General features: G+C 52.2%; 19 protein-coding genes. 3 read left to right on the top strand and 16 right to left on the bottom strand.

The genetic code is table 11. The annotated features are described in order from the left end of the window. Positions 1-106 precede the first annotated feature (106 nt). Genes hemG through pepQ form a run of 4 tightly spaced genes read right to left on the bottom strand, consistent with a single transcriptional unit; the run spans position 107 to position 4099 of the window. A complete protein-coding gene (gene hemG, locus NBA72_RS21830; RefSeq protein ID WP_000853982.1) occupies positions 107-652 on the bottom strand; it encodes a menaquinone-dependent protoporphyrinogen IX dehydrogenase in 546 nt (181 codons plus the stop codon). 11 nt (positions 653-663) lie between these two features. Continuing rightward, positions 664-2115: a Trk system potassium transporter TrkH gene (trkH, locus tag NBA72_RS21825; protein ID WP_000545688.1), complete on the bottom strand. Its 1452-nt coding sequence runs from the start codon at positions 2113-2115 to the stop codon at positions 664-666. Positions 2116-2153: 38 nt separating this feature from the next. Then, positions 2154-2768 carry an IMPACT family protein gene (locus tag NBA72_RS21820; protein WP_000378897.1) on the bottom strand — a complete coding sequence of 205 codons (615 nt, stop codon included), beginning with the start codon at positions 2766-2768 and terminating at the stop codon, positions 2154-2156. After that, positions 2768-4099: a Xaa-Pro dipeptidase gene (gene pepQ / locus NBA72_RS21815; RefSeq protein WP_042949740.1), complete on the bottom strand. Its 1332-nt coding sequence runs from the start codon at positions 4097-4099 to the stop codon at positions 2768-2770. Before pepQ ends, NBA72_RS21820 begins: the two co-directional genes overlap by 1 nt. Positions 4100-4288: 189 nt before the next feature. Between pepQ and fadB the strand changes: the two genes are divergently transcribed. Together fadB and fadA are read left to right on the top strand one after the other, a co-directional pair. Next, positions 4289-6478: a fatty acid oxidation complex subunit alpha FadB gene (gene fadB / locus NBA72_RS21810; protein ID WP_000966001.1), complete on the top strand. Its 2190-nt coding sequence runs from the start codon at positions 4289-4291 to the stop codon at positions 6476-6478. A gap of 9 nt (positions 6479-6487) precedes the next feature. Beyond that, a complete protein-coding gene (gene fadA, locus NBA72_RS21805; protein WP_000438778.1) occupies positions 6488-7651 on the top strand; it encodes an acetyl-CoA C-acyltransferase FadA in 1164 nt (387 codons plus the stop codon). Between the two features lie 197 nt (positions 7652-7848). Here the strand turns inward: fadA and NBA72_RS21800 are convergent, their stop codons facing one another. The 3 genes from NBA72_RS21800 to ubiD form a co-directional block, all read right to left on the bottom strand. Next, positions 7849-9672 (bottom strand): aryl-sulfate sulfotransferase, encoded by a 1824-nt coding sequence (locus NBA72_RS21800; protein ID WP_000669887.1) that lies wholly within the window; start codon positions 9670-9672, stop codon positions 7849-7851. A gap of 253 nt (positions 9673-9925) precedes the next feature. Beyond that, the gene (gene fre / locus NBA72_RS21795) at positions 9926-10627 is read right to left on the bottom strand and encodes an NAD(P)H-flavin reductase (RefSeq protein ID WP_000209832.1); all 702 of its coding nucleotides are present in this window, start codon (positions 10625-10627) and stop codon (positions 9926-9928) included. An 85-nt stretch (positions 10628-10712) separates the two neighbouring features. Further along, a complete protein-coding gene (ubiD, locus tag NBA72_RS21790) occupies positions 10713-12191 on the bottom strand; it encodes a 4-hydroxy-3-polyprenylbenzoate decarboxylase (protein WP_000339760.1) in 1479 nt (492 codons plus the stop codon). A gap of 185 nt (positions 12192-12376) precedes the next feature. Here ubiD and rfaH point away from each other — a divergent pair, with 185 nt between their 5' ends. Continuing rightward, a complete protein-coding gene (rfaH, locus tag NBA72_RS21785; protein ID WP_001192410.1) occupies positions 12377-12865 on the top strand; it encodes a transcription/translation regulatory transformer protein RfaH in 489 nt (162 codons plus the stop codon). Positions 12866-12872: 7 nt separating this feature from the next. Here rfaH and tatD read toward each other — a convergent pair whose 3' ends face one another. The 9 genes from tatD to udp form a co-directional block, all read right to left on the bottom strand. Continuing rightward, on the bottom strand, positions 12873-13655 hold the full coding sequence (gene tatD, locus NBA72_RS21780) for a 3'-5' ssDNA/RNA exonuclease TatD (RefSeq protein WP_042949739.1): 783 nt from the start codon (positions 13653-13655) through the stop codon (positions 12873-12875). A 41-nt stretch (positions 13656-13696) separates the two neighbouring features. After that, a complete protein-coding gene (gene tatC, locus NBA72_RS21775; RefSeq protein ID WP_000257554.1) occupies positions 13697-14476 on the bottom strand; it encodes a Sec-independent protein translocase subunit TatC in 780 nt (259 codons plus the stop codon). Between the two features lie 2 nt (positions 14477-14478). Then, positions 14479-15027, bottom strand: coding sequence for a Sec-independent protein translocase protein TatB (gene tatB, locus NBA72_RS21770; protein WP_017442067.1), 549 nt, complete (start codon positions 15025-15027; stop codon positions 14479-14481). A 3-nt stretch (positions 15028-15030) separates the two neighbouring features. Next, entirely contained in the window at positions 15031-15285 is a 255-nt protein-coding gene (tatA, locus tag NBA72_RS21765) for a Sec-independent protein translocase subunit TatA (protein WP_000508972.1), read from the bottom strand. A 205-nt stretch (positions 15286-15490) separates the two neighbouring features. Further along, positions 15491-17131 carry a ubiquinone biosynthesis regulatory protein kinase UbiB gene (ubiB, locus tag NBA72_RS21760; RefSeq protein WP_000187559.1) on the bottom strand — a complete coding sequence of 547 codons (1641 nt, stop codon included), beginning with the start codon at positions 17129-17131 and terminating at the stop codon, positions 15491-15493. Then, complete coding sequence (gene ubiJ, locus NBA72_RS21755; protein WP_001116093.1) at positions 17128-17733, bottom strand: ubiquinone biosynthesis protein UbiJ; 606 nt, start codon at positions 17731-17733, stop codon at positions 17128-17130. Before ubiJ ends, ubiB begins: the two co-directional genes overlap by 4 nt. Positions 17734-17742: 9 nt before the next feature. Beyond that, a complete protein-coding gene (ubiE, locus tag NBA72_RS21750) occupies positions 17743-18498 on the bottom strand; it encodes a bifunctional demethylmenaquinone methyltransferase/2-methoxy-6-polyprenyl-1,4-benzoquinol methylase UbiE (RefSeq protein WP_000229009.1) in 756 nt (251 codons plus the stop codon). A 95-nt stretch (positions 18499-18593) separates the two neighbouring features. Next, complete coding sequence (gene rmuC / locus NBA72_RS21745; RefSeq protein WP_042949738.1) at positions 18594-20024, bottom strand: DNA recombination protein RmuC; 1431 nt, start codon at positions 20022-20024, stop codon at positions 18594-18596. 139 nt (positions 20025-20163) lie between these two features. Continuing rightward, positions 20164-20925, bottom strand: a complete 762-nt coding sequence (udp, locus tag NBA72_RS21740; protein ID WP_000045169.1) for a uridine phosphorylase — start codon at positions 20923-20925, stop codon at positions 20164-20166. Positions 20926-20928 lie beyond the last annotated feature (3 nt).

Genomic DNA, 20928 nt, shown 5'->3' with positions numbered 1-20928 from the left:
GTGCCGTTGTTCCGTGTCAGTGGTGGCGCATTATAGGGAGTTATTTCTGCCTGACAAGAGGAAATTTAAAATAATTTTCTGAGTGCGCACTTTTTATTCTTTGCGTTTATTTTGCCGACGATTTGTTGGTTAAATGGGCTATTTCACGGGCAAAGTGCGCAACTTGCTCCCAGTCGGTGTACACCACTTCTTTACTGGTATCCGTTTCGCCGCCCGACATCTTCATAATAAGCTTGATCATCAGACGGTCATACCAGCGATAGCGGGGATAGCGAAGCGCGCCTGCAATGACGGCACAGTAGTCAGGTCGCCATGGAGAACTCATTAAAAACTTACGCGCGTAGCTGTTAGTCTGCGGCGTCCGTTTTTCAGCTTTACGCGCCACCAGGTTAACGGAATAAAAGGCGCTCGGCATTCCGTTCAACCGCGTGGCATATTTCTTAACAAACTCCTGAAAGGCGCTGTGGTAATGACCATAACGAATAGACGCGCCAATCACTACGCGATCATAGCTATCCCAGTCAGGCTCTTCTGCGCGATGCAGATTAACGACATCGGCCCAGATCCCCATCTCTTTGAGTTCAGAAGCCAGATAAGAGGCAATTTCGCGCGTTTGTCCGTCCCGGGTAGAGAAAAGAATCAATGTTTTCACGTGTTACTCCATTATTCACGCCAGAAAGTCGGGGTAAAAAGTACCAGCAAAGTGAATACTTCCAGACGACCAAATAGCATGTTGGCGATGAGTATCCATTTCGCAACCGGATTCATACTGGCGAAGTTATCAGCAACCACCCCCAGCCCCGGTCCCAGGTTATTAAGCGTAGCCACTACCGAGGCGAAAGCCGAGAAATCATCTACGCCTGTAGCGATAATGGCCAGCATACTGACGATAAATACCAGCGCGTAGGCAGAAAAGAATCCCCAGACGGCTTCCAGAATACGTTCTGGCAGCGCCCGGTTCCCCAGCTTAATACTGTAAACGGCATTCGGATGCACCAGACGTTTGAGTTCGCGGTTCCCCTGTTTAAACAACAACAGAATACGGATGACCTTTAACCCCCCGCCCGTTGACCCGGCGCAACCGCCAATAAACGCGGAACATAGCAGCAAGACGGGCAAAAACAGCGGCCAGCGCGCAATGCTGTCCGTGGTAAACCCTGCCGTTGTCGCCATCGACACAACCTGGAAGAATGCCTGATTTAGCGTTGTCAGCGCCGAGTCGTAGATATTATGGAACCACAGTACCAGCGTGCAGATTACCACCAGCGTCAACTGTACGCCGATGAACATGCGGAATTCCGGATCGCGCCAGTATACTTTCAGGCTACGCCCGCTTAATAAAGAGAAATGCAGGCCATAGTTACAACCGGAGATCAGCAGGAAAATAGCGATGATGGTATTAATAGTGGGACTATCAAAATAGCCTACGCTGGCGTCATGCGTTGAGAAGCCGCCGATAGCGATAGTGGAGAAGCTGTGTCCGATAGCGTCAAACGCGGGCATCCCTGCAAACCATAGCGCCAGCGCGCAGGCTACCGTTAGCAAGACATAGATAAGCCACAGCGTTTTCGCCGTCTCGGCAATACGCGGGCGCATTTTGTTATCTTTGAGCGGCCCCGGCATTTCCGCCCGATAGAGCTGCATCCCCCCGACGCCGAGGATAGGGAGAATCGCCACCGCCAGCACAATGATCCCCATACCGCCAAACCATTGCAGCATCTGACGATAAAAGAGAATGGCGTGCGGTAATGAATCCAGCCCCACCAGCGTAGTGGCGCCCGTGGTGGTTAACCCGGAGAACGATTCAAAAAAAGCATCGGTAATGGTGAGGTTTGGGCTTTCCGAGAAAATAAACGGCAGCGCACCCACGCTGCCCAGCACGGTCCAGAACAGCACCACGATAAGAAATCCTTCGCGGGATTTCAGCTCGCCCTTTTCCCTACGGTTCGGCCACCACAGTATGGAACCGATCGCCAGCGCGACAAAAAAGGTCTGCGTGAACGCTCTTCCTGCGCCATCACGATATATTAGCGCTACCAGTCCCGGGAGAATCATTGTCCCCGAAAATAAGATAACCAGTAGTCCAACGATTCGGGTAATGGCGCGAAAATGCATCTCTGCCGCTTCCTTTATTCTTAAAAATGAGGTGGGGATTATTCTTCAATCGCTAGCAATTGCAATGAACCACGGCTAAAATCCGCCAGTTTTGTGGAAAATGCATTCACATGAGCAAAAGGAAGCGCCACCCTGAGCCGAACAGACGCCTGATAATCGCTGGAAACGATCTTCCCGGCAAACTGTCCTAATAATGCTTCGATTCCGGCCAACTGACCGTACTCACACTGCAAAGTATATTCGGTTAATGGCGTCTTGCGTTGTGTGGCAAGCTGACGTAATGCCTGATTCACACCGCCGCCATAGGCTTTTACCAGCCCGCCCGTACCCAGCAGAATACCACCATAGTAGCGCACGACGACGGCAGTAATCTCTCCGACGCCGCTGCCCATCAATTGCGCAAGCATCGGCTTGCCTGCCGTTCCCGCCGGTTCGCCGTCGTCTGAAAAGCCCAGTTGCTGTGAGTCGTCCGGCGCACCCGCCACCCACGCCACACAATGGTGGCGCGCATCAGGGTGCTCAGCTCTGACTGACTCAACAAACGCTTTCGCCGCGTCTACGCCATCGGTATGCGCCAATAGCGTAATAAAACGGCTTTTTTTGATCTCTTCAACAACGGTGACCGGCGCTGCAGGGATTAACCAACTGTCCATTACGCCAGTTTTAAATCCCGCGTCATGTTTTCCACGCCGTTTTCGTGGATGACCACGTTATCTTCAATGCGAATACCGCCGAAAGGCTTGAGCGCTTCAATTTTCTGCCAGTTGAAGTGCTTGCTGAACGGCCCTTCGCGCCACGGCGCTAACAGCGATTCGATGAAGTAAATCCCCGGTTCGATAGTCAACACCATTCGCGGCTGTAACACACGCGTGCAGCGCAGATACGGGTATTTGGACGGCGCGGCGAGATGCGTACCGGAATCATCCTGCATAAACCCGGCCACATCGTGTACCTGCAGACCCAACGGATGACCAATACCGTGCGGCATAAACGGCCCGGTGAGATCATTTTCCACCATCGCCTCTTCACTCATGTCGGTAATGATTTGATGCTTACGCAGCAGCTTCGCGATGCGTTGATGGAACTGAATATGATAATCCACATAGCTAACGCCCGCCTTCATGGTAGCGATCAGCGCCAACTGTTCGTCGTTAACATCTTTCACCAGGTGGGCGTAGTCGTTATCGCTTTTCGCCGACCAGGTTCGCGTCAGATCCGCCGCGTAGCCGTTGTATTCCGCGCCCGCATCCAGCAGGAAACTGCGCATTTCAGACGGTGCCTGATGATCCAGTTTCGTGTAATGCAGCACGGCGGCATGTTCGTTCAGCGCCACAATGTTGCTGTATGGAACATCGGTATCGCGATGTCCCGTGGCGGTCAGGTACGCCAGGTTGATGTCAAACTCGCTCATGCCGGAACGGAAGGCCTCTTCCGCCGCCCGATGACCGCTCACCGCCATTTTCTGCGCTTCGCGCATACAGGCCAGTTCATAATCCGTTTTATAGGCGCGGTAGTAATGCAGATAGTCGATAACACCTTTCGGGTTGATGTTGCTGGCGGCGATATCCAATTGTAGCGCGCGCTCAGGAACCGGGCCGATATAGCCGATATTGCCACGCGCGGCAGGCAGTTGGCTGCCGATGCCATCCGCTTTCGGCAAGGCGACGACCTCGACTTCTTCCGTCCAGAAGGACGTTGGCAGCGGTTCAACGTTATGCCAGTAATCGACCGGCAGATAAAACCACAATTTGGGTTTGTTGACGCCATCGACCAGCAGCCAGCAATTTGGAACCTGAGTTACCGGCACCCACGCTTTAAACTGCGGATTGACCTTAAACGGATAAGGGTGATCGTCGAGAAAGACGTTGAATAGCTCGCCGGAGTGAATAAGTAACGCATCCAGCTTAAAGCGCGCCAGAACATCGCGCGTCCGTTCTTGTAAGATAACAATATGATTTTTATAGAGCGCGGCCAGTGATTCCATTTTTTACCCTTCTGTTTTTTTGACCTCAAGTTCCCGCATCTTAGCACATCGCCCCACGAGAGCGTGATCTCTGCCGAGCGTGATCACATCGGCATTTCTTTAATCATTTATTTGCATTTTATTAACACAAAATACACACTTCGCTTCATCTGGTACGACCAGATCACCTTGTGGATTCAGGAGACTGACATGCTTTATAAAGGCGACACCCTGTACCTCGACTGGCTGGAAGATGGCATCGCCGAACTGGTGTTCGATGCTCCAGGCTCGGTCAATAAACTCGACACCGCAACCGTCGCCAGCCTCGGCCAGGCGCTTGAGGTGCTGGAAAAGCAACACGATTTAAAAGGGCTGCTGCTGCGCTCGAATAAAGCGGCCTTTATTGTCGGCGCGGACATCACCGAATTTCTTTCACTGTTCCTCGTCCCCGAAGAGCAGTTAAGCCAATGGCTGCATTTCGCTAACAGCGTCTTTAATCGTCTGGAAGATTTACCCGTACCGACCCTTGCCGCCGTAAACGGCTATGCGCTGGGCGGCGGGTGCGAATGCGTGCTGGCCACCGATTACCGTCTGGCGACGCCAGACCTCCGTATCGGTCTGCCGGAAACTAAACTGGGCATCATGCCGGGTTTCGGCGGCTCCGTTCGTCTGCCGCGTATGCTTGGCGCAGACAGCGCGCTGGAGATTATCGCGGCAGGTAAAGATGTCGGTGCTGAGCACGCGCTGAAAATCGGCCTTGTGGACGGCGTGGTCAAACAAGAGAAGCTAATTGAAGGCGCGATAGCGGTGTTACGCCAGGCCATTACCGGCGATCTCGACTGGAGAGCTAAACGCCAGCCGAAACTGGAACCGTTGAAACTCAGCAAAATTGAAGCGGCGATGAGCTTTACCATCGCTAAAGGCATGGTCGCACAAACGGCGGGTAAACATTATCCGGCGCCGATGACCGCAGTGAAAACCATTGAAGCCGCCGCGCGTTTTGGTCGTGAAGAAGCGCTGAATCTGGAAAATAAAAGCTTTGTTCCGCTGGCGCATACCAATGAGGCTCGTGCGCTGGTCGGTATCTTCCTCAACGATCAATATGTAAAAGGTAAAGCCAAAAAGCTGACCAAAGATATTGAGACGCCGAAACAGGCAGCCGTACTGGGCGCGGGCATTATGGGCGGCGGTATCGCTTACCAGTCGGCCTGGAAAGGCGTACCGGTCATCATGAAAGATATCAACGATAAATCGTTGAACCTCGGCATGACCGAAGCGGCCAAGCTGCTGAACAAACAGCTGGAGCGCGGCAAGATCGACGGTCTGAAGCTGGCGGGCGTCATTTCGACCATCCACCCGACTCTCGATTATGCCGGTTTCGATCGCGTAGATGTTGTTGTCGAAGCGGTAGTCGAAAATCCGAAAGTCAAAAAAGCGGTACTGGCGGAAACCGAGCAGAAAGTGCGCCCGGAAACCGTGCTGGCCTCAAATACCTCCACCATCCCAATTGGCGAACTGGCAAGCGCCCTGGAACGTCCGGAAAACTTTTGCGGAATGCACTTCTTCAACCCGGTACACCGGATGCCGCTGGTTGAAATCATTCGCGGCGAGAAGAGTTCAGACGAAACCATTGCCAAAGTCGTCGCCTGGGCCAGCAAAATGGGCAAGACACCGATTGTAGTCAACGACTGCCCCGGCTTCTTTGTTAACCGCGTGCTGTTCCCCTATTTCGCCGGTTTCAGTCAACTGCTGCGCGACGGCGCGGATTTCCGCAAGGTCGATAAAGTGATGGAAAAACAGTTCGGCTGGCCGATGGGCCCGGCCTATCTGCTCGACGTGGTGGGTATTGATACCGCGCATCACGCGCAGGCGGTAATGGCGGCAGGCTTCCCGCAACGGATGCAGAAAGAGTATCGCGACGCGATCGACGCATTGTTTGACGCCAGCCGTTTTGGGCAAAAAAACGGTCTGGGCTTCTGGCGCTATAAAGAAGACAGCAAGGGTAAGCCGAAGAAAGAAGAAGATGCCGCGGTGGATGACCTGCTGGCAAGCGTCAGTCAGCCGAAACGCGACTTCAGCGACGACGAGATAATCGCCCGTATGATGATCCCGATGATTAACGAAGTGGTTCGCTGTCTGGAAGAAGGCATTATCGCAAGCCCGGCGGAAGCCGATATGGCGCTGGTCTACGGCCTGGGCTTCCCTCCGTTCCACGGCGGCGCATTCCGCTGGCTGGATACACAGGGCAGCGCGAAATATCTTGATATGGCGCAGCAGTATCAACACCTCGGCCCGCTGTATGAAGTGCCGGAAGGGCTGCGTAATAAAGCGCGCCATAACGAACCGTATTATCCCCCGGTTGAACCAGCCCGTCCGGTTGGTTCTCTGAAAACGGCTTAAGGAGTCACAATGGAACAGGTTGTCATTGTCGATGCTATTCGCACCCCGATGGGCCGTTCGAAGGGCGGCGCGTTTCGCAACGTGCGGGCAGAAGATCTCTCCGCCCACTTAATGCGTAGCCTGCTGGCGCGTAATCCGTCGCTTACAGCGGCGACCCTCGATGATATTTACTGGGGCTGCGTACAACAAACGCTGGAGCAAGGCTTCAACATTGCCCGTAACGCCGCGCTGCTGGCAGAAATTCCCCATTCGGTACCGGCGGTCACCGTCAACCGTCTGTGTGGTTCCTCGATGCAGGCGTTACACGATGCAGCGCGAATGATCATGACCGGCGATGCGCAGGTTTGTCTGGTTGGCGGCGTGGAGCATATGGGGCACGTGCCGATGAGCCACGGCGTGGATTTTCACCCGGGTCTGAGTCGCAACGTCGCCAAAGCGGCAGGGATGATGGGGCTAACGGCGGAAATGCTCTCCCGCCTGCACGGCATTAGCCGGGAAATGCAGGACCAGTTCGCCGCGCGTTCTCACGCTCGCGCCTGGGCCGCCACGCAGTCTGGCGCATTCAAAACGGAGATTATCCCGACTGGCGGTCATGATGCAGACGGCGTGTTGAAGCAGTTTAACTACGATGAAGTGATCCGCCCGGAAACCACGGTCGAAGCGCTATCAACGCTGCGTCCGGCATTTGATCCGGTTAGTGGCACGGTCACGGCGGGCACCTCATCCGCGCTTTCCGATGGCGCAGCCGCCATGCTGGTAATGAGCGAAAGTCGTGCCCGTGAGTTGGGCCTGAAACCTCGCGCCCGTATTCGCTCAATGGCAGTGGTGGGTTGTGATCCGTCAATTATGGGTTACGGGCCGGTTCCGGCGTCAAAACTGGCGTTGAAAAAAGCGGGACTGTCAGCCAGCGATATCGATGTGTTTGAGATGAACGAAGCGTTTGCCGCACAGATCCTGCCATGCATTAAGGATCTGGGATTGATGGAGCAGATAGACGAGAAGATCAACCTCAACGGCGGCGCGATCGCGCTTGGTCATCCGCTCGGCTGCTCCGGAGCACGTATCAGCACCACGCTTATCAACCTGATGGAGCGCAAAGACGCGCAGTTTGGTCTGGCGACGATGTGTATTGGTCTGGGTCAGGGCATCGCCACGGTGTTTGAGCGGGTTTAATCAAAGATAATATCCCCTAAATAACTCGCATTGCAGCGCAGCGGCAACTGAGCGAATCCCCCGGGAACATAGATAACCATGTGCCCGGGGTGAGCAAAGGCAGCCAACAAAGAGGCTGCGCGAATTATGACGGGAAACAGTTTAGTTGCCGTTTTTCCCGCCCGTCAGGGGCGGGTTTTTTCACCGTATGGCCCGTTCTACTCAGTAAGCGCTTTGGTCAGGCTAAATGGCATAGCCTGATATCCACGCGCACCATGTATTTGCATTTCGACCGCAGGCTCTTTTTCTCCCCATTTGAACTCTTCCAGATACGGATTAGGCAAGCTGGTAAATGCGCCTACCGACAAATCAAACGCACCACCTGCTGTTGCGGAATACACGAACACAGAATTCTTGTCAGTCTGGTACTCGGTGATAGAGGTTACCGGGCTAAACCACTCGTTCCCGCGCTCTTTACCGTATTGCCAGATCTGTTGGACTGTCTTGTTTTTCTGGTCGATTTTGTAAATCACGGAGCGGCTGTATTTCATACTCTGCATAGCAGGCTGTTCTAAGCCGCGGCCATCGCCATTGTCGAAAGCGGAAAGGTATAAGATATCGCCTTTACTCTTACTATCAATTTTAAAGGCCGTATGTTGCGTCCATGTCCAGTCGAAGTCACCCTCGCAGCCACTGTCCTGGCAGGCGATTTTTTGGCCTTTGCTATCCACTGGCGTCAGAATTGCGGCATTAAATGGCGCTTTCCAGCCAGCAGGCGTACCCAGTATCCACTTCACTTTCTTATCGCGGCCGATTTTGATAATCGCACTCTGGTGGCGGGAGCTGATGATGATGGAATCATCTTCACTGTCATAGTCGACGCTGTTGACATGCGCCCAGTTGCGGCCAGCCCCACTACCCACGATATCCCCGAATTTGTCGGAGGAGTCCAGCGCCGCCAGATCTTCTTCGCTCAACGTATGGCCGGACTGGCTGGCGTCGATATTCAGGCACACAGCGCCCTGATCGAGGGTTTTCATTATCACATCACGATAAGGATCGAGGATATCAAACAGACGCCATTCATCCACTACCACGCCGTTCTGATCAACTTCGGCAATCACATCACGCACGGTACGAACATTTTTCCCATCAGGACGTTTATAGTTAGAGCTGGCTACACGCAGGAAGTAGTGACCGTTGGCCGCGTTATCCATTGAGTGTGAAAAATCGTTATAATTATCCGGCAGGCGGCGGTTAAAGATTTCACGCCCCATGATATCGTATTTCACATAACGCTGACCGTAGCCCCACGATAGTGCGCCATCCTGGTTTTGTTTAAAGCCCATCATAACGCCAGCACGATAAATTGACTTTAAATCATAAATTGAACTTGGATTCATAAACCAACGAATATCACCGGAGGTGTCGATAATAGCGTTAGCTGTAGTGAAGTTCCATTCTAATGCACCCCCAGTAGGGTTGTTCCAGACAGTACGCGTTCCATTCCCAGACTTATCTTTCGTATTATTCAAAAGATACAAGCGATCTTTAAATTCTGGGGAAACCTTTTTAACATCGATAGTAAAGAGTGCTGATTGTTCTTCTTTTGTACCCGCCGATTCAATATAGGCAGGCGGTGCATACATTTTATAGCTTTCTTTTATATTTTCGGTTTTACTACCCTGGATTCTTGTATATTCAACTTCAACGGTATTGACATAATCCGGGTAAAGACCAAAGACGGGAATACCGCCATACGTTAAAAGGTATTTATTATTAACTTTATACGCGATCTCCTGGCCATTTTCTTTGGGGACAATCCGTACATGCACGTCACGTAACTGGTAACCGCCATTACGAATAACGGCGGTTAGCGGCGCGATATCATAGGGGTTCATAACAACTTCGCCAATTTTTCCCTGGACCTGATAGTCCACTTTAGCGCCGCTGGCGCCGCCGATGGCGAAAGCAGTAGAAGGTACTGATGACAAAATTGCAACAGATAATGCGAGAGAAGTTAAAGCATATTTAAATTTCATAACACTCTCCATCTTATAAATAAATAACTAACTTTCCATTTTATGTTTCTTTTATAAAAATAAATGAAGCATATATAATTAACTATTTTTATTGATAGCCTCAGGACATAATATTACTTAATTTATTACACGCAATACAAAGCCTGTAGATATTCAATATCATAAGGTTTTATAGTTGACGATTAATTAATATTTAAGAGGACTTTTAGGTAGGCTAACGTAAAAAGGGACGCTACTGCGTCCCATAAAATAGTTAAATAAATGCGAACGCATCGCCAAACAGACGATCTTCCCGCGCGTTACGCTCATGACAGAACAGATCGCGGGCGATTTTCGCCATCTCAAAACGTCCGGCAATATAAATATCGTGCCCCGCCAGCGTACCATAATCCTGCAATACCGCCGTAAGTACCGTTCCTGTACGTCCACGCCAGCCTTCTTCCGGCTGCTCGACAACAGGTTCAATACGCAAATTCGGATGGTTAACAGAGAGTGCTTCCAGCTCAGAGAGATCATAGAGGTGCTTTTCTTCGCGACCACCCCAGTAAATGGTAACATCGCGGTTCGGGTTGCGCGCTAACGCCGTCAACAGGATGGAGCGCACATAAGAAAAGCCCGTACCGCCCGCGATCAGAATCAACGGACGCTCTTCATCGTCACGTAGCCAGGCGTCGCCATGCGGAATATCGACGACGATTTCCCGGTCTTTCAGAATCCGATCCATGACCGCCATCGCATACAGATTGAGCTCGGAAGCGCCAATGTGTAATTCAATAAACCCTTTCTCGTCCGGCGTTGAGGCCATCGAAAACGGGCGTTTGTCACGCTCGTCCATTACGACCATCAAATACTGACCAGCGCGGAATGAAAACGCCGCGTCCGGCACTAAACGAACCCGATATACGGTATCGGTGATAGCTTCTACCGAGGTCACTTTACAGCTTAAGGTTGTCATGCGCTCCCTCTGTCGGGTGTCGGGTCAATACCGACATTTTTCAAGCCGAGTCGCCGCAGCCTGAAATGTCGATGTCCGCTTTCAGTTATTTAAAGATAGCCAGCTCATCCCAAATCGCATCAATACGCGCGGTAACTTCAGGATCTTTAACAATAGGACGCCCCCACTCGCGTTGGGTTTCGCCCGGCCATTTGTTTGTGGCATCCAGCCCCATTTTTGAACCCAGCCCGGAGACCGGCGAGGCAAAATCCAGGTAATCAATCGGCGTATTTTCAACCAGCACCGTATCCCGCGCAGGGTCCATACGGGTGGTAATCGCCCAGATCACATCATTCCAGTCGCGTGCGTTAACGTCATCATCGCAAACGATAACAAATTTCGTATACATAAACTGGCGCAAAAACGACCAGACGCCCATCATGACGCGTTTCGCATGACCAGCGTACTGCTTTTTCATCGTCACTACCGCCAGGCGGTAAGAACACCCTTCCGGCGGCAGATAAAAGTCGACGATTTCCGGAAACTGTTTTTGCAGAATAGGCACGAAGACTTCATTGAGCGCCACCCCTAATACCGCAGGCTCATCGGGCGGACGCCCGGTATAGGTGGAGTGATAGATGGCATCCTCACGCTGCGTAATATGCGTGACGGTAAAGACCGGAAAGTTATCCACTTCATTATAATAGCCCGTATGATCGCCATACGGTCCTTCCGGCGCCATCTCTCCCGGCTCAATGTAACCTTCAAGGATAATCTCGGCGCTGGCAGGCACTTCCAGATCGTTAGAAAGGCATTTAACCACTTCAGTTTTCGTGCCGCGCAGCAGGCCCGCAAAGGCATACTCCGACAGAGTATCGGGAACAGGAGTCACGGCGCCAAGTATCGTCGCCGGATCGGCGCCCAATGCGACGGAGACCGGGAAACGTTCACCCGGACGCGCGGCTAACCACTCCTGAAAATCCAGCGCGCCGCCTCGGTGAGACAGCCAGCGCATAATCAGCTTATTTTTACCTATCAACTGCTGACGATAAATGCCCAGGTTTTGCCGTTCTTTGTGCGGACCACGCGTTACCGTCAGTCCCCAGGTAATCAGCGGCGCGGCGTCGTCCGGCCAACAGGTCATGACAGGAAGACGCGTTAAATCGACATCATCGCCAGACGCGATTTTCTGCTGGCAAGGCGCGCCGCGTAACCGTTTCGTCGGCATATTCAGCACTTGCTTAAACTGCGGCAGCTTGTCAAACAGATCGCGAAAGCCTTTCGGCGGCTCAGGTTCTTTCAGAAACGCTAATAATTTACCCACTTCCCGTAATGCGGAAACATCATCCTGCCCCATGCCCATCGCCACGCGTTTTGGCGTGCCAAAAAGGTTGCACAGCACCGGCATGGCGTAACCTTTAGGATTTTCAAACAGCAACGCCGGTCCACCGGCACGCAGCGTGCGGTCAGCGATTTCCGTGATTTCCAGATGAGGATCCACAGGTAGCGTGATGCGTTTTAGTTCCCCCTGCTGCTCAAGTAGCGTCAGGAAGTCGCGTAAATCGTGATATTTCATGGCGTCCATTGTAGCCTCTTGGTAAGCGCATCATTATACGGCGTTCATCATCGGGATGCTGTATTTTTGTTAAATTAGCGTGAACTCTGGCAACCAACGCTAATCCAGATACGGCTTAAAGGATGAAGTGTATAATTAACTTCGCGCATGGCTTTTGCTATGCTTGCGCCCCGAACAAGCGGATAAGAGTCATTATGCAATCCTGGTATTTACTGTACTGCAAACGCGGGCAACTTCAGCGTGCTCAGGAACACCTCGAAAGACAAGCGGTAAGTTGCCTGACACCGATGATCACCCTGGAAAAAATGGTACGCGGAAAACGTACCTCCGTCAGCGAACCGCTCTTTCCTAATTATCTGTTCGTTGAATTTGATCCGGAAGTGATACATACCACTACAATCAACGCCACGCGCGGCGTCAGCCATTTTGTGCGCTTTGGCGCGCATCCTGCGATCGTGCCTTCCAGCGTTATTCATCAGCTTTCTATCTACAAGCCCGAAGGCGTTGTCGATCCTGAAACCCCCTATCCCGGCGATAGCGTCATCATCACGGAAGGCGCATTTGAAGGGCTGAAAGCGATTTTTACCGAACCGGATGGCGAAACGCGTTCGATGTTACTGCTTAATTTACTCAATAAAGAAGTGAAGCAGAGCGTAAAAAACACCGGTTTTCGCAAGATTTAGCGATCGTTCAGAATACGACCTCAAATAAGGTTCTGGCGTTGGCATCTGTCATCGCCGCTAACCATTGCGGATCTTCACCACGCCATAGCGCAATGCGCTCCAGGATGTGAGGCAGATACGCGGGCTCGTTGCGTCGTGACGTTGGTTTCGGCGTAAGATCGCGAGGCAACAGATACGGCGCATCGGTTTCTATCAGTAGCTTTTCCGCTGGAATAAACGGTAAGAGTTCACGTAGCTCAAGTCCGCGTCGTTCGTCGCAAACCCACCCGGTAATACCGATATAGAGCCCTCTGTCCACACAGGCCTGCATTTGCTGGCGTGAACCGGTAAAGCAGTGCAGTATTGCACCCGGAAGACTATCCAGCCAGGGATCAAGCAATGCCAGAAATCGCTCATGCGCGTCCCGGCAGTGCATAAAGATTGGCATCTGCAATTCGGCGGCAATTTGTAGCTGCGCCTGAAAGGCACGCTCCTGCTCCTGCGGCGTGGAAAAATTGCGATTGAAATCCAGTCCGCACTCACCGATAGCGACGACTTCCGGCTGGTTCGCCAGCGCAATAATGGCGTCTTCAGACGCGGATGACCACTGACTGCTGTCATGGGGATGGACGCCAGCTGTCGACCAACAATGGGGGTAGCGCCGCGCTAGTTTTAACGCCTGCTGACTTTCTTGGATGTTCGTTCCGGTCAGTAGCATACCTTTTACTCCCGCCGCAAACGCACGGGCGACCACATCATCACGATCTTTTGCAAACTGGCTACTGGTTAAATTAACGCCAATATCAAACATGCTTGCCCCCATATGACAACCGCCCTGGCGGGCGGTTGTGTTTAGTCTTCAGTGTGCTCGGCCTTTTCGGTTTCGGCCTCGTTATCTTCGTCGCGCGTCCGTCGCTTACCGACATAAAAGCGTGAGCAGAAAACGCCAATTTCAAACAGGCAGTACATCGGTATCGCCAGCAACGTTTGCGAGAAAACATCTGGCGGCGTAAGCAGCATTCCCACAATGAATGCCCCGACCAGGATATAAGGCCGTTTTTTACGCAAATCTTCTGGCGTGGTGATGCCCATCCAGCACAGCAACACAATCGCCACCGGCACTTCAAAGGCTACGCCAAAGGCCATAAAAAGCGCCATAACAAAGCTAAGATAGCTGGCGATATCTGTCGAAACCTGTACCCCTTCCGGCGCCGTATGCGTCAGGAAACCAAAGGCCAAAGGGAATACGACAAAATAGGCGAAGGCCATACCAATGTAGAAAAGCAGCGAGCTGGATACCAGCAGCGGTACGACCAGACGACGCTCATGCTTATACAGCGCCGGGGCGATAAAGGCCCAAACCTGGTACAAAATCACAGGCGCGGATAAGATCAAAGACACCATGAAGGTGAGTTTGATAGGCGTAAAAAACGGCGACGCCACATCCGTCGCAATCATTGTCGCCCCTTGCGGCATCTGTTTAATCAGCGGTGCGGCGACTAAATGATAAATATCATTGGCGAAATAAATTAACGCCAAAAAAATCAGAAGTACTGCGACGATGCAGTTTAGCAGGCGCTTACGCAACTCGATCAGATGCGTGATAAGCGGTTGAGTATCTTCTACAGCCATGTTTACGGTTTATCACTCGACGAGGGGGAAGATTCGACAACAGGCGCAGCGGATTTCTTCTCGGCGTCTATCGTGGCTACGGAAGCGGTTTCCGTTAACTCAGGCACGTTAGCTTTAACGGGCTCCGGCTTTTGTTCCGGCGCGCTCGCCTGTGTTTCAGCGGCGGCAGGGGTGACGCCCTCATGCTGCGTTTCGTTCCCTTTTACCACCGGATTATGGATGGTATGCGCTTCATCGCTCGCTTGTTCGGGATCGTTAGCGCTGTAGGTGCGTTTCATCGACTCCGCCGCCTGACGCAGTTCATCCATAGATGCTTTCAGTTCGGGAGTCAGATTTTCCAGGCTCGCCTTTTCGACTTTTTTCAGACTGTCCTGGAACTCCTGAAGTTTCAGTTCCTGAGTCAGTTCATTCTGAACCGTTGTCGCAAGGGACCGCAACGCGCGAATCCAGCCCGCTACCGTTTTTACCGCTACTGGCAATCGTTGCGGCCCCAACACAATGAGGCCGATAACGAACACTAACAGCAGTTCGCTAAAACCGATATCAAACACGGATTATACCTGCTCTTTATCTTGGCTTTTAGCGTCTTCCTTTTTCGCTTCGCCTTGCTTATCCGCGATAGATTTAGCGGTAAAATCAGCGTCCTGACTGGTTTTATCCTGTTTGGCATCATCATCGCTCATGGCTTTTTTAAAGCCTTTGATAGACGCGCCAAGATCGGAACCGATGGAACCGAGTTTTTTGGTGCCGAACAGCAGTACGACGATAACGGCAACAATCAACAACTGCCAAATACTGATACCACCCATACATGTTCCTCTGTGATAGATGATGAATTAATAGGGCCGCATTATACACATTATCCTTCGCGCTGCCTCTTTGTTAGCCGCTTTCGCCCGCCCTATTCACATACTTTTACATACGACCGGGACGACATTGACTTGCGGCCTGAGTACTGCCTCAAGTGATAATATGTACCTGCGTGACACAACCGGCGTTGAGCGATAAAAAATCTCAACGAGTTTTACGCCAGCCAACCAGCCAGACCACTACGCCGCCGACCATGAGCCAGCCAGGCATCAATCCCCATTCAGGGCGGTTGACGAGTAAGAATGACCCGCTCAGTAACAGCGTTGCGCCAATTCCCAATAAATAACGAGACTGACTTTGGCGCACATGGTTTACCTGTAACTCGCGCGCAATCTTATCAACACTGTGCTGTAAATATTTGCCCTGGCGCAAACTGTCGTACACCAGTTCAGGTATTTCTGGCATTTTTTCGACCCAGAACGGCGCTTTTTCTTTAAGAGCCCGCGTGAGAGCCGGAATACCCACCTGATCTTTGATCCAGGACTCAAGAAACGGCTTCGCCGTTTTCCACAAATCAAGCTGAGGATAAAGTTGCCGCCCAACCCCTTCAACATACAATAATGTTTTCTGCAACAACACCAGTTGCGGCTGGACTTCCATGTTAAATCGACGCGCTGTATTGAAAAGGTTTAACAACACATGACCAAACGAGATTTCCGCGAGCGGCTTTTCAAAGATAGGTTCACAGACGGTACGGATGGCAAACTCAAAATCTTCAACGTTGGTATCTGGCGGAACCCAACCTGAATCGACATGCAGTTCTGCCACCTTTCGGTAATCGCGATTAAAGAACGCGATAAAGTTTTCAGCCAGATAACGCTTATCTTCTTTGTTTAGCGACCCGACGATACCGCAGTCAATGCCGATATATTGCGGATTTTCAGGGTGTTCATGGCTGACAAAAATATTTCCCGGATGCATGTCCGCATGGAAAAAGCTGTCGCGGAAAACCTGGGTGAAGAAAACTTTAACCCCGCGTTCCGCCAGCAGTTTCATGTTGGTGCCGTTCTTTTCCAGCGCCGCCACATCCGAAACAGGAATGCCGTATATCCGCTCCATCACCATCATGTTCTGGCTACAGTAATCGGAGTACACCTCCGGGATATATAGCATGGGACTATTTTCAAAATTGCGGCGTAACTGAATCGCGTTGGCCGATTCCCGCAGCAGATTCAGCTCATCGATCAGCGTTTTCTCATACTCACGCACCACTTCCGTCGGGCGCAGACGACGCCCATCCGGCAACAGGCGTGGTACCCAGCGAGCAAGGCGATAAATCAGTTTCAGGTCTGCCTGAATTACCGGCAAAATATCCGGGCGAATGACCTTAATAACCACTTCTTTACCGTTTGATTTCAATCGCGCGGTATGTACCTGGGCGATTGACGCCGACGCTAAAGGCTGGATATCAAAGTCGTCAAACCAGGCTTCGACTGGTAGCCCCCCCATCGCCTCTTCAATCTGGGCTTTCGCCAGCCGACCATCGAATGGCGCGACTTTATCCTGGAGCAAAGCGAGCTGATCGGCGATTTGCGGCGGGAACAGGTCACGGCGCGTGGAGAGCATCTGGCCAAATTTGATCCAGACCGGTCCCAGCTCTTGCAACGCCAGTCTTAATCGTTCACCCAGCAATTTATCTTTATGCCGGTTTGGCATCCAGAACAGCGAATAGCGCCATAATCGGAGTGGCAGTGTAAGACGCATTCGGGGGATGAGTTCATCAAGGCCGTAGCTTAAAAACGTGCGGATGATGAAATATAGGCGCCGTACTTCACCTGGCGTCATTTGGCCTCCAGTTTTTCCAGCCGTGTGGTCAGAGAATCTACGGCGCGCTCAACAGCCGCGGTTTCTTCGGCAAACCATGCGACTTCCAGCGGGCCAGGCGCCATACGCCACTCTTCAGTGATCGCTTCAGCGGCATAACGCTGCTGGCGTTGAAACCCGTGGCGCAGGAATTTAGCCCCGCCACGCACGACCTTACCGATACTTTCCGCCGCAATATCACCCGTGTATGGCGCCAACAGCTCCGCAGGATCGAATTCGGCGAGATCGGCGAGCGCCACAAAATTTTGCACGACCTGAATATCGCCCTGCACTTCCAGTTCGCCGCTGCGAATAAGCGCGGCCAGCTGCTGACGATCGCGTAGTTTTGGCAAAACGCTAGCTTGAGTGATTACCGTACAGTCCGCTTCGCCTTCCCATGCCCCCAGCACATCAACCTGGCGTTCGCTGAATACCAGGACTAATGGCGTCGAAAATCCCTTTAGTTTCACACACAGTACTTTTCCCTGTAAGCGCGTTCTGGCTGATTTCAGCGCTGGCGAACGATACAGAAACGTATTGAGGAGACCTTCAATTCCTGCGGTCACTAAGGGTTTAAAAGGCATTCCACCCTCCTAGAATTTATAACCACGGTGCAATGCCACAACGCCCGCCGTCAGATTGTAATAATCCACGCTCTCAAATCCGGCGTCCTGCATCATGGCTTTTAAGGTATCCTGATCGGGATGCATACGGATGGATTCCGCGAGATACCGATAGCTATCCGCATCGTTCGCGACCATCGAGCCAATACGCGGTAAAATATGGAAAGAATAGGCGTCATACGCTTTACTCAGCGGCTCAATGATAGGCTTGGAAAATTCAAGCACCAGTAAACGTCCGCCGGGTTTCAACACACGGAACATTGACCGCAGCGCTTTTTCTTTTTCCGTTACATTGCGCAAACCAAACGAAATGGTAATGCAATCAAACGTATTATCAGGGAAAGGCAGAGCTTCGGCATTCGCCTGCACATACTCTACGTTGCCGATCACGCCGATATTACGCAGCTTCTCACGCCCCATTTTGAGCATAGAATCATTAATATCCGCCAGGATAACTTTGCCAGTTTCCCCGACCATACGTGAAAATTTCGCGGTAAGATCGCCCGTACCGCCCGCTAAATCGAGAACGGTTTGTCCACGACGCACGCCACTGCAATCAATGGTGAAGCGCTTCCACAAACGATGAATGCCAAATGACATTAAATCATTCATCACATCGTACTTTGACGCCACAGAATGAAAAACGTGGGCCACCATGTCAGCTTTCTGCTCTTTAGCGACGGTCTGAAAGCCAAAGTGCGTCGTTTCTTGTGAATCTTCCACCATCTCAGTGCCTGCTTATCGATAAAAATGTTCAAGAAGTGTAACAGATTGGGCCAATTTGCCCTACTCTGCGCCAGGACTAAACTACTCCGTATGGGTTAACTTAACTGCTGCTTCACCCGTTCATCATTGGGATAATGTTCATCCTGCCGCTCTTCAGGGATCGATCGTAAACGATATTCTTCATCTTGCGTAACGGCCTGTTCCGCTAAATCCGGATTAATCTCGCGTTTGATTTCCACGCCTAGCCCCCGGAAGGCCTCCGCCTGCGCCAAAACGTTGCCACGCCCCGACGCAAGTTTTTTCATCGCCTGGCGGTAGTTATCCTGCGCTTTATCCAGACTCTGACCGATCGCTGACATATCATCAACGAACAATCGCATTTTATCGTAGAGCTTACTGGCTCTGTCCGCGATGTGCTGCGCATTGCGGCTCTGGTGTTCATAGCGCCACAGGTTGGCGATTGTCCGTAACGCCACCAGCAGCGTCGTGGGGCTTACCAGCATAATGTTATTTTTCAGCGCCTCGGTTATCAGTTCGGGCTGTTTATCTAACGCCAGCAGGAAAGCGGGTTCTACGGGGATAAACATCAGAACATAATCCAGCGAGCGGAGGCCGGGAAGCTGCTGATAGTCTTTGCGCCCCAGTAAGCGAATATGATTGCGCACCGAGGCGATGTGCTCTTGTAAAGCGGCCTCGCGCGTGTAGTCATCTTCAGCGTTAAAGTAACGCTCGTAGGCGACCAACGTCATTTTAGCATCGATGACCACATCTTTGCCCTGCGGCAAGCGGACGATGACATCCGGCTGCATCCGCGAGCGCGCATCGTTCTCAATGCTGACCTGGGTTTCGTATTCGTAGCCTTCACGCAGTCCGGATGCCTCCAGTACCCGCGCCAGCACAACTTCGCCCCAGTTTCCTTGCGCCTTATTGTCCCCTTTCAGGGCGCGCGTCAGGTTGATCGCTTCCTGCGCCATTTGCGCGTTAAGCTGCTGCAAATTACGAATTTCGTGCGCCAGCGTATGCCGCTCCTGCGCTTCTTTGCCAAAACTCTCCTGAACCTGGCGGCGAAAACCGTCCAGTTGCTCACGCAGCGGCGTCAGCAGGCTATTCAGGCTTTGTCGGTTTTGTTCGTCTACGCGACGATTACTGTGTTCAAAGATACGGTTCGCCAGATTTTCAAACTGCTCGCTTAAACGCTGTTCGCTGTTGATCATCTGACGGATTTTGTCTTCCGCGTGTTGTTGAGTCGCTTCCAGACGGGTCGTGACTTCACGCAGATCGGCTTCCAGAGAGGTATTAATACTGTGCAGGCTACGCAGTTCGTTATTAAGTAACTCGCATTCACTGCGCCAGTGCGCTTCTTGCGCTAATTGCTGCCGGGCCGCGCTAAGTTCGATATCCAGCTCACGCCGTTCTTCGATAAGATCGGCGCGGATTTGATCGGCGTGCGCTTTCGTCGCCAGCCAGCCAATCACCGCCCCAGCCGCCAGCGCCACGACGGCGCTTATCATAAGAGTAATATCCACAACACCTCTCCTGGAACCACACTGTCCTGCACAAAATAGAATTGTGCTGTATAAACGTCCAGTTTAAAAGGGATTTCCTGCGAGGCGCCACGCAAAAAGAAAAGGCCGAACGCGTCGGCCTTTGCAAAAGAGAGGAGAATTACAGCAGACGACGGGCCGCTTCCACGACGATTTTCACCGCGTGGCTTTCAGTTTGTTTCATCGTTTCCGCATTCGGAATCTCTTGTTGGGTACGGTTGACGATAACGCCCGCCACCATACCTGCGCGTAACCCCTGGCTTGCGCACATGGTTAACAGCGTAGCGGATTCCATTTCGTAGTTCATTACGCCCATCGCCTGCCACTCTTCCATAGAGCCTTTGAAGCGACGCACAACGCGGCCAGAATAGGTGTCGTAACGTTCCTGACCCGGATAGAAAGTGTCGGAAGAGGCGGTTACGCCAACGTGAGTCGTGGCGCCAATCGATTTCGCGGCTTCAACCAGCGCGGTGGTGCAAGCAAAGTCGGCAACCGCCGGGAATTCCATCGGCGCAAAATGCAGGCTCGCCCCATCCAGACGTACGGATGCGGTCGTTACCAGAACGTCGCCGACGTTGATGTGCGGCTGAATAGCCCCCGTGGTGCCGATACGCAAGAAGGTACGAATACCCAGTTGCGCCAGTTCTTCCACGGCAATAGAGGTAGACGGGCCGCCGATACCGGTAGAGCAAACGATAACTGCTTTGCCATCCAGCTCAGCGCGCCAGGAGGTGAATTCGCGGTGAGATGCCAGCTTAACCGGCTTATCCATCAGCGCGGCGATCTTTTCCACACGCTCAGGATCGCCAGGGACGATGGCGAGCTGGGCCCCTTGTAAATCGTTTTTGGTGAGGCCGAGATGAAAAACATCAGACTTGGACATATA

Source organism: Salmonella sp. NW1250 (genome assembly GCF_051812965.1).
GTDB classification, from domain to species: Bacteria; Pseudomonadota; Gammaproteobacteria; order Enterobacterales; family Enterobacteriaceae; genus Salmonella; species Salmonella enterica.
Note: the sequence above shows the minus strand (reverse complement) of the source record. Positions and strands in the feature narration are given on the sequence as shown.